The sequence below is a fragment of the [Clostridium] symbiosum ATCC 14940 genome, from assembly GCF_000466485.1.
GTDB lineage: Bacteria > Bacillota > Clostridia > Lachnospirales > Lachnospiraceae > Otoolea > Otoolea symbiosa.
Window position 1 is genome coordinate 24,419 of record NZ_KE992856.1, and the last position, 9,702, is coordinate 34,120.

Genomic DNA, 9,702 nt, shown 5'->3' on the forward strand with positions numbered 1-9,702 from the left:
AGAATCGAGTTCCGGGACGAGATTCTGAGGAGTGGGAACGTATGCACACGTATTCTGTGGTTTTGAAAAGGAAATATCCATTCTTAAGTCAGACGGTTGACGGGATGGTAATTGAATTGGACGAGCGGATGAGAGGGAGAGGACAATGACGAATTATGAGAAATACGCTGGCACGCCAGAGCGATTTGCGGAGCTGGTTATCCAGCTGGACTGTGAAGGCGGCGCCGGGGAGGAACTGACAAGGCAGTTCTGCCGGGGAGGCTGCCACAGAGAAGACGACGATGCGGACTGCACCGATGAAAATCTGAAGAAGTGTATTATGACCTGGCTGCGAAAAGATGCAGAAGAAGCAAAACACCACCTGGAGTTGCTGGCCTGCTACGGGTGCCGGTATAAAGATGACTGCGAAGGGCCCTTCGAGCATGGGCGGCCGATGTGTGATGAACAACATGTGGATGCAGTAGAGTTTGCAAAGAGGTTAAATGAAGATTTGATGGAGGAAAATATGGAGAAGAAGGAAATAGAAGCACCCCAAATAGTACATGGGTATAAAGTATTTAAACATGATTGGACTTGCAGGGGGAAACAGTACACTTGCCCCGGGAGGTTTATAGAAGAAGGGAAACTTGAAGTTTGTGGTCATGGGATGCACTTTTGCCAGACCGCAAATGATTGCTTTAATTATTACAGTTTTGACAGCAGAAACAAAGTCGCAGAAGTCATTGCCTACGGTGAAGTAGTGACAGATGGTGACAAGTCCTGTACTGACAAACTAGAAATCGTGCGTGAAATCCCCTGGGAAGAAGTGCTGCGTATCGTGAATACCGGAAAGAATTGCACTGGTCGATGCAACACCGGGGACTGGAACACCGGGGACCGCAACACCGGGGACCGCAACACCGGGGACTGCAACACCGGGGACTGCAACACCGGGAACCGGAACACCGGTAACTGGAACACCGGTAACTGGAACACCGGGAACCGGAACACCGGTAACTGGAACACCGGGGACTGGAACACCGGGGACTGGAACAAATCATCTTTTAATAATGGATGTTTTATGACGGAAGAACCTAAAATTATGTTGTTCAACAAGCAATCAGAATTAACTTATAGACAGTGGATGGATTCTAGCGCAAGGTATCTGCTGAATCAGATACCTAAAAATGTTATTGAATGGGTATATTCTAGTGATATGACGGATGAAGAAAAAGCAGCGAATCCAACATTTGAAACAACTGGGGGTTACCTGAAAGTACTTGATGAATCTGAATGTGGTCAGTTATGGTGGAACGACTTGGCTGATGACAAAAAAGCAGTCATAAAGTCCTTGCCAAATTTTGACGCGGAAATTTTTGAACAGTGTACTGGTATTATTGTCCGTTCTGTGGAGCGGAAAGAGAACAATTGGAATACGATTCAGAAGACTATATCGTAACTTGCAATGAATGCGGAAGAAATTTCAGAGTGTGGGAAGATTTGTATGATAATTAAGTGCGATGGTAAAACCACATCAAATGTAAAAGTTAGCCGAAATTGATATTTAGGAGGAATTGAGATGGTCTATGAATGTATAAAGGCTTTCTGCGTTGATAGCGTAGATGATAACGGGTTTTGCGTAGATAATGAATGTGAACAGATACAGGAAGGATCTATGTGGAAACCAGACGATTCCAAGACAACCCTTACAGGTGCGGAGGTACGGTTAAATGATCTAACCGGAATGCGTTGGATAGAAATTTCAAATGAACGTTTAGGTAGTCATTTTAAACGGCTAAATTGACATTTAGTGGAGGATAGATATGGAACATGAGTTGAAAATATATCCGAAATATTTTGAAGATGTGATTTTGGGGAAAAAGACATTTGAGATCAGAAAAAACGATCGGAAATACTGTGTCGGTGATGTGCTGCTCCTGAAGGAGTGGGACAATATAAAATATTCCGGACAAGAAGCAAAAGCAGAAGTGATCTATTTACTAGATGACAGATTCATCGGGATTCAGCCGGGATACGTTGTTATGGGGATTGAACTGGTTACTGAGGATATAGAGGAAAGAAATTTATGAGGTTTGAAATTGAAATTGAAGAACAGATAACGCGCAGAAACAGTTATTTTGTTGAAGTGGAAGACGAGGGAGAAGGAGAAATGCTTCTAAATTCGCTAGAAGACGATGTTAATGATGCAATACATCCGGATGATATTTTATATGCAATAAAAAAACAGGGATATCAAGTGGAAACATTTATCAGAGGGGCAGAGGACGTGGAATACGAAATAGTAAATTGACATTTTAGGAGGAAAAAAATGAATAGAAAAACAAAAAAACAAGATTAAAGAAGGTGGGCTGGTTGCAGCTATGGTTATTGTTGTGCTGATTGCCTGCTATGGCCTGAGCTGGATCGTTACATGTGGAATCATTAAATTAATCACCATGTGTTTCGGTTGGACATTCAAATGGTCTATTGCCACTGGAATTTGGCTGATTATTTGCATATTGAAAAGCATCTTTAAAACAACCAATCAAAATTGACAAGGAAGTATATGAGATTTTCGGAAGGAAGGTGCCAGATGAGAAAGGTGCAATGGTGTGTAAAATGTAAAAAGTATCATCTTTTTGATGATGTAAACTGGAAATATAACTGGAAACAGAGAACATGGGAGTGTTTGAAAACTGAAGATTATGAGGTTTGAGGTGATGAAGTGAAAAGGATTTTAGACGCTTGCTGCGGTAGTAGGATGTTTTATTTTGACAGGGAAAATCCAGAAGTGATTTACGCAGACAATCGGGAACTGGAAACGACTTTATGCGATGGGCGTACGCTACTGATAAAACCAGATGTAAAAATGGATTTTCGGAAAATGCCATATCAGAATAATACATTTAAAGTGGTTGTGTTTGACCCACCGCACCTTATCCATGCAGGAACCGGGAGTTGGTTGGCCAGCAAGTATGGGATTCTTCCACCAGATTGGCCAGCGTATTTGAAACAAGGATTTAATGAGTGCATGAGGGTTTTGGAGCCTTATGGTCTTCTGATTTTTAAATGGAACGAAGACCAGATTAAATTGTCAGATGTTTTAAAAGTTTTCGGACAGAACCCCTTACTGGGGGACCAAAGAGGAAAAACAAGATGGCTAGTTTTCATAAAGTAAATTGACATTTGGAGGTGTAAGATGCCAAAGAGGACACCAGATAACTGTAAGTATATTAAGTGTCATGGGGAGCCGGGACGAGATATCAATGGTAAGTGCATGGGGTTTAGTCGTGCCAACGATGATGAGCCTATAGAGGTGTGCAAGCGGTGCGTGTACTGCACAGCACATAAGGAGGATTTTAATGATAGAAAGAAAATCTTGGGAAGAGTTTAGAAATGCCGGTTTGTTATGGTGGATCAACATGATTTTACATACCTTTGGGTGGGCTATTACAGTTGACTTAAAAGACGGTAAAATAATTGACTGTTATCCGGCAAGAGTCAAATTCCGAGGATTTGGAGAAGAGAATAATACGGAAGGGTATCAGAAAGTTAGCCAATATATGAGAGATAATGCTGGCAAGCTATTCGAAGAGGCGGAGGACTAAATAGATCGGAGAGAGAAAACAATAAATTGAAGATTTTACGGAGAACCGGGAGAAAGGAGAATAGTTTGAATGAAGGAGACGTGTGGTTACTGTGATTTAAACGAAACCGGAACTTATGCAGGGAGTGGTTTTTTATGGGGCAGAGATTTAACCGGAGAATACGACGGAGAGTTTAATATCGTAAAATCAAAGCATAACGGAAAGCATTATTTAAAGTATGCGGATGATGAATCTGAAAATACATCAGAAATTATATTATTTTGTCCTATGTGTGGAAGAAAATTGGATGAAGAAAATTGACAATTTTATGAAGGAGAAACGAATGAAATTAATTGAACTTGTATGTAGCTGTACAAATGAAAGCAGTGATTATTTAGCGCAGTAGGAAGGTGAGAACATGTTGGAATTGGTACCGGTAAGCCTGAAAGAAGCAAACGCATTTGTGGCTCGTTACCATCGTCACCATAAGCCGGTTGTAGGACATAAGTTTTCTGTGGCCGCCGCTGTCAATGGGGAGATTACAGACGGTACACATAATGCCTGTAGCTTTTTGTATGCGGCCGCCTGGCGCGCTGCCCGGAACATGGGTTATAAACGGCTGGTGACATACATACTGGACACGGAGACGGGAGGCAGCCTGCGGGCTGCCGGGTGGAGGTGCATCGGAGAAGCTGGTGGTAAGCGGTGGACAGGATTACGACGACCGGAGGTGGATTTGTACCCGGCGCAAATGAAAATGAGATTCGAGGTGACAAAATGAAATGTGTGCTGAAATATCCAGGAGCCAAAAACCGCATAGCAAATTGGATTTGCGAATACATACCAGAACACGAAGTATACCTGGAACCATACTTCGGCAGCGGAGCGGTATTTTTCTCTAAATTTCCGGCCAGAATCGAAACATTGAATGATCTAGATGGCAATGTAGTGAATTATTTCCAGGTAATCCGGGAGAATTGGGAGAAGCTGGCTGCCCAGCTGGAGATGACGCCATACAGCAGAGAGGAATATTATCGGGCGTGTGAATACGACCCGAAGGAATCAGATCTGGAGAAAGCCAGAAAGTTTGCGGTTCGATGTTGGATGGGATTCGGATGCAGCAATCTATATCGTAACGGGTTCCGGAGCAGCCAGCAACGGACAAGTCCACATACGACAGGTGAATGGAGAAGCCTTCCGGAAAGGCTACTGGCAGCCAGTGAACGTCTCAAAAACGCTCAAATTGAGAATCTTCCGGCCGCGGAACTGATTAGGCGGTATGATACGCCGGATGTGTTTCTATATGTCGATCCACCGTACCTGCACGGGACACGGAAAAATTATCTATATCACCATGAGATGAAGGACGCTGAACATATAGAACTGTTGGAATTGCTGGTGGAACATCCGGGTAAGGTGATGTTATCTGGTTATGACAATGACCTATATAACGGAATGCTTCAGGGATGGCGCAAGGTCCAGAAAAGGACACAGGCGGAAGCAGGAATAATGAGAACGGAAACACTATGGATGAATTATGAGATTGGTCAAATGAAGTTATTCAGTTAAATTGACATTTAACCAAGAAGGAGTGAGGCGAACGAGTAAAACAGATTACATAAAGGTATCAGAGCAGCGGCGCCGTCGGGCATCCGTCCAGGACGATATCTTAAAAGGACCACGGCCGGAGACTTGGTCGGCGCAGATGCCAGCGTATTGTTACACAGTGCTGTGTTCGGTGGTGGAGCTGCGGGACAAACCGGACGTGAAGAAACATCCAGAGCGACAGGCACATCCCGAAGGCATCCGTCCGATGAAGGCGGAAAAACTCTGCATGTGCTGTCGGAAGCGCTGGTCACTGGATTGTGGCCGGGAACGGTGTGACTGCAAGGAGCAGGGGTATTTGTATGTGGTTGGGATATATATGCACCCAGTGATGGGAGGTGATACCGTTGGACAAGGAGATTCTTAGTCAGTATATAGATGCTTGTGAGTTAATTAAGGAGACGGAAAGGGACATCCAAAGGTTGAGGCAACGGCGCAAGGTAATTCTTCGGGATTCTGTGAAAGGTTCCATGCATGAGTTCCCGTACGCAATGCAGAGTCATCATATTGAGGGATTGGCATATGCGACGGTGCAGACACCGGGGCTGTTAGATGACGAGGAGGAACTGCTGCAGGAACGGAGGGCAGCTGCAGCAGAGATTAAGGTACAGGTCGAGGCGTGGTTGAATACGGTTCCACAGCGGTTGCAGAGAATCATTCGGATGAAGTTCTTCGAAGAATTGACATGGGGTGAGGTAGCTGTAAGGATGGGGCGCAAGGCAACGGCAGATAGTGTGAGAATAGAATTCGACCGGTTTATGAAAGCATCGTAAAGTTTGTTCGATTTGTTCACATTGTTCGTTTTGGAAATGCTATAGTGTATTATGAAGCCAAAGGCCTTAAAGCCAGCGGCTCCCCTCCCCATACGGTCGCCAGTGTATAACAGCCTGGTGGCCGACTTGACCACGCATTATGAACGTACTCCGGTGTCCTTCGGGCCCGGGGTCTTTTTTTGGGAGCATCTCGCCAATGGCAGGTGGACAGGGTGGTGCCCTGGGTTCCGGTTCGATTCCGGATGCTGCTGCTTTGCGAGAAAAAGTATAACCAGTTGAATAGTGGGAACACTCCCCTTTGGAAAGGCACCTGTCGTGAGATGGGTGCTTTTCTTCTACTGGAATTTGTGGTAGGATGAAAGAATTGGAGGGAGCAAATAGCTTGAAACTACCAAAAATATAGGAAAGTGCAATAAGGCGCAGAAAGATGCTGAAAAAAGCAGAAAACCGTAAAAAATACGAATAAAAGTACTCACAACCTATTGATTTTCGCATAAATTACGTTATAATAAAAATACATATAGTTACGCATAGTTACACGTAAGCGGGAAAAACTATATAACAAAACAAAGGCTGTGCCAACAATCTGGGAGGTGATATGTATGGCAACGAGCAGCATCTTAAAAGATGTAACAATCAAAGAGCGACAACGTGCACATACATTCGTAAAGGCATTAAATGAAGCAGAAAACACGAGATTTGAGCATGTTACAATGAGCAGAAAGTGTTCAGAAATAAAAGGAGATAAAATCAAAGAGTTCTTTGGTAAACGTTAAAATGGCAGAATTCGTTCAGATTAAATTAGATGATATGCTAAATCAATTAGGAGAGAATGAGGTGAAATCAATTCTCTCCTGTTTTATGTGTGATGATAATTTTGATGTACAGGATTTTATTCGAAATAAGGCGATTGAGTTTTCGCGACAGGGCTTGGCGAAGACAACCCTGGTATACTGGAAATCTGATGATGGAGAGGAAAAGTACCTCATAGGTTATTATGCTATTGCACCCAAATTTATACGTGTTTCACGTGATGCCGTTAGTAAAACGATGGCAAAGAAATTAAATAATCATGGAAGCTATGACGTTAACACAAGGGAGTATATAGTGCCAGCTCCATTAATTGCACAGTTAAGCAAGAATTATTCGGAAGGTAACGATACCTTGATTTATGGATGTGAACTGCTTCAGATGGCTGTAGACAAAATAAAGGAGATTCAAAACGAAATAGGCGGCCGTTTTATATTCTTGGAATCGGAAGACAGGGAAAAGCTTATTAATTTTTATAAAAACAATGGCTTTACCGCATTTGAAAAACGAAAAAAAGACAAAAATGAGACCAGCACCGAATATCTTATCCGCTGGTTGCGATATTTAAAATGAATTACATATGTCTACTGATAGTAGGAGAGCCACCAACCCGTGGCTCTTTTTCTATACCCAAAACAAGGAGGTGGGTCTGCTGGTAAAGAAGGCAGGCTGAAATCGAAAGGCTTGGGAGCGGGGAGACTGGCCGCAGATCGCCTAAGGTACTACCAAGGGGGGAGGCCCTACGCGGGGCCGAGGAACGCGCGGTCTTTTTCTCTTTCAGAACAAATTTTTCAGGGTACTTCCTTCCTCTTTTGGAGGTGCTGGAATGGAGGTGACAGAGGGTGATAGTGAACCAAAAGGAGCTGGCCCAGTGTCTTGGCATCAGTTCCCGAAGAGTCCGGCAGTTAAGGGAAGAGGGCCTTTTTAAGCTGAGCCATGAAGGCCGTGGGTATGGCCTGGAAAAAAGCATTCAGGAGTACATTGAATATAAGGTGAATGCGGAAACGGGGCGCCGGGCATCTATCTCGAAAGAGGAAGTGCAGGCGGAACATGAAGAAGTGAAGAAACAAATCTCACTTTTGAAGCTTAGAAAGCTGCGGAGAGAACTCCATGAGGCAGCCGATGTCGAAGCATTCCTATCCGATATGTTGATTCGCTTTAAAAATCGGCTGTTGTCTCTGCCATCAAAACTTGCGATGCAGGTTATGGGAGAGGAGGATATCAATGCAGTAATTCTGATTATAAAGCGGGAACTAAATTCGGTCCTAGAAGAACTGTCCGCTTATGATCCGGAAGAGATTGACGGCCAGCAGGATGATGCAACTGACGAAGTGTTGGACGAATACGAGGAGGATGAGGAGATGGATGGATGACTCAAAGAAACAGAAACCGGAAGAAAACAAGAGCGCTGTTTCGCCGTGTCCTGTTAAAAACTTTGTCTGCCCAGGAAGAGCTGAAGGTTAGTGAATGGGCAGAGCGTTACCGGGTGTTGGATGAGAGCAGCAATCTGTCCGGCAAGTGGTCTAATTCAGTCACCCCGTATTTGATTGGAATTATGGATGCTTTCAGCAGTCCGAATATCCGGGAAATTTATCTGTGTAAAGGGTCTCAGCTTGGAGGAACAGAAGCGCTGATTAATATGCTTGGCTATCTTATTACAGAGGAACCGGGCCCCACCATGATTGTTTACCCCTCTGATGACCTGGCAAAAGATATTTCAAATGATAAATTAAAACCGGCTTTTCGTCTTATTCCTCAAATTAAAAAGCTCTTTTACGAAAATAGCTCGAAGGAATTAAGGTTAAAATTCAAGACGATGACAATTTATCTGCGTGGCGCAGGTTCTCCGTCAAAGCTGGCATCCAAAGCAATCAAGTACCTGTTTTTTGACGAGATTGATAAGATGGGAGGCGCATCTAAAAAGGAGGCTTCTCCCTACAGTCTGGCAATGGAGCGAATCAAGACTTTTAAGTCTCAGAGTAAGGTTTATGCTTGTTCCACGCCGACTTTAAAAAACAATTATATCTGGCAGCTTCATGATAATGCGGATGAAGTACGGGAATACTTCGTTCCCTGCCCGGAATGTGGCGAAAAAATCCGTCTGGAGTTCAAGCAGATAAAATTTTGTGAGGACCCGGAAAAAATCATGTCGCCATATGAGCGGGCGCAGACAGCAAAATATATTTGTCCGGAATGCGGATGTGTCATTTTGGACAAGGATAAGTCCAAAATGCTGCGCGCAGGGGAATGGGAAATAGTTAAAAAAAGAGGCGTCGGAGAACCAAAAACAGTAGGATTTCGCATTAATTCACTCTACAGTATTTTCGTTACATGGGCAGAAGTGGCGGAAGAGTTTTTGAAATCCAAAGAGGATCCGGAAATGCTTCAGAACTTTGCCAACAGCTGGCTGGCAGAACCGTGGGAAGACACAAAGTTAAAGACATCGGCAGAACTGGTAATGGAACGGCAGACTGAGTATGGAGAACTAGAGGTGCCTGACTGGGCCGTTGAACTGACCGGAGGAGTCGATGTTCAAGAGGCCAGCGTTTATTGGGTTATCCGAGCCTGGGGCGAACACTGGACCAGCCAGCTGATTGCCAGGGGGCAGGAAACCAATCTCTGGAAGATAGATGAAATCATGAATCTTAATTATGCGAAGAGGGACGGCTCGAAACTGACGCCGTCCCTTGTTTTAGTCGACTCCGGCGACCAGACAGACATGGTTTATGATTTTTGTGCAGATACCTCGGACTACACGCTACCGGCGAAGGGCGCAAGCAGGAAACTGGAGACGGACTATAAATACAGTGTGATTAATAAAGCCGGCTCCAAAGCCTGCGGCATCAACCTGGTCATTATCGACACGGCAAAATATAAGGACCGTATCGCCGCCAGGCTCCGGCGCGAGAATGGAACCGGCTCTTGGATGGTCTTCTCCGGGATTGACG

General features: G+C 44.3%; 13 protein-coding genes. All 13 read left to right on the forward strand.

The features are described 5' to 3' along the window. The first annotated feature begins 145 nt into the window (after positions 1 to 145). Entirely contained in the window at positions 146 to 1,438 is a 1,293-nt protein-coding gene (locus CLOSYM_RS06145) for a pentapeptide repeat-containing protein (RefSeq protein ID WP_021641404.1), read from the forward strand. A gap of 364 nt (positions 1,439 to 1,802) precedes the next feature. Further along, positions 1,803 to 2,069 (forward strand): DUF3850 domain-containing protein, encoded by a 267-nt coding sequence (locus CLOSYM_RS06155; protein ID WP_021641406.1) that lies wholly within the window; start codon positions 1,803 to 1,805, stop codon positions 2,067 to 2,069. After that, on the forward strand, positions 2,066 to 2,290 hold the full coding sequence (locus tag CLOSYM_RS06160; protein WP_021641407.1) for a hypothetical protein: 225 nt from the start codon (positions 2,066 to 2,068) through the stop codon (positions 2,288 to 2,290). Before CLOSYM_RS06155 ends, CLOSYM_RS06160 begins: the two co-directional genes overlap by 4 nt. A 414-nt stretch (positions 2,291 to 2,704) precedes the next feature. Further along, positions 2,705 to 3,157: a class I SAM-dependent methyltransferase gene (locus CLOSYM_RS06165; RefSeq protein WP_330362877.1), complete on the forward strand. Its 453-nt coding sequence runs from the start codon at positions 2,705 to 2,707 to the stop codon at positions 3,155 to 3,157. A gap of 184 nt (positions 3,158 to 3,341) precedes the next feature. Further along, positions 3,342 to 3,587 carry a hypothetical protein gene (locus CLOSYM_RS06170; RefSeq protein WP_003504703.1) on the forward strand — a complete coding sequence of 82 codons (246 nt, stop codon included), beginning with the start codon at positions 3,342 to 3,344 and terminating at the stop codon, positions 3,585 to 3,587. Between the two features lie 69 nt (positions 3,588 to 3,656). Beyond that, entirely contained in the window at positions 3,657 to 3,887 is a 231-nt protein-coding gene (locus CLOSYM_RS06175; protein ID WP_003497142.1) for a hypothetical protein, read from the forward strand. 97 nt (positions 3,888 to 3,984) lie between these two features. Continuing rightward, on the forward strand, positions 3,985 to 4,347 hold the full coding sequence (locus CLOSYM_RS06180) for an XF1762 family protein (protein WP_003505542.1): 363 nt from the start codon (positions 3,985 to 3,987) through the stop codon (positions 4,345 to 4,347). After that, the gene (locus CLOSYM_RS06185; RefSeq protein WP_021641410.1) at positions 4,344 to 5,135 is read left to right on the forward strand and encodes a DNA adenine methylase; all 792 of its coding nucleotides are present in this window, start codon (positions 4,344 to 4,346) and stop codon (positions 5,133 to 5,135) included. Before CLOSYM_RS06180 ends, CLOSYM_RS06185 begins: the two co-directional genes overlap by 4 nt. Before the next feature lie 527 nt (positions 5,136 to 5,662). Next, complete coding sequence (locus CLOSYM_RS06190) at positions 5,663 to 5,944, forward strand: sigma-70 RNA polymerase sigma factor region 4 domain-containing protein (RefSeq protein WP_330362878.1); 282 nt, start codon at positions 5,663 to 5,665, stop codon at positions 5,942 to 5,944. A 602-nt stretch (positions 5,945 to 6,546) separates the two neighbouring features. Further along, a complete protein-coding gene (locus CLOSYM_RS22975) occupies positions 6,547 to 6,720 on the forward strand; it encodes a hypothetical protein (protein WP_021641414.1) in 174 nt (57 codons plus the stop codon). A gap of 1 nt (position 6,721) precedes the next feature. Next, positions 6,722 to 7,327, forward strand: coding sequence for a hypothetical protein (locus CLOSYM_RS06195; RefSeq protein ID WP_021641415.1), 606 nt, complete (start codon positions 6,722 to 6,724; stop codon positions 7,325 to 7,327). Positions 7,328 to 7,596: 269 nt separating this feature from the next. Further along, positions 7,597 to 8,127, forward strand: coding sequence for a hypothetical protein (locus tag CLOSYM_RS06205; protein ID WP_021641417.1), 531 nt, complete (start codon positions 7,597 to 7,599; stop codon positions 8,125 to 8,127). Continuing rightward, the coding region (locus CLOSYM_RS06210; protein WP_021641418.1) for a terminase gpA endonuclease subunit at positions 8,124 to 9,702 on the forward strand (1,579 nt) is incomplete at its 3' end. The genes CLOSYM_RS06205 and CLOSYM_RS06210, both read left to right, overlap by 4 nt.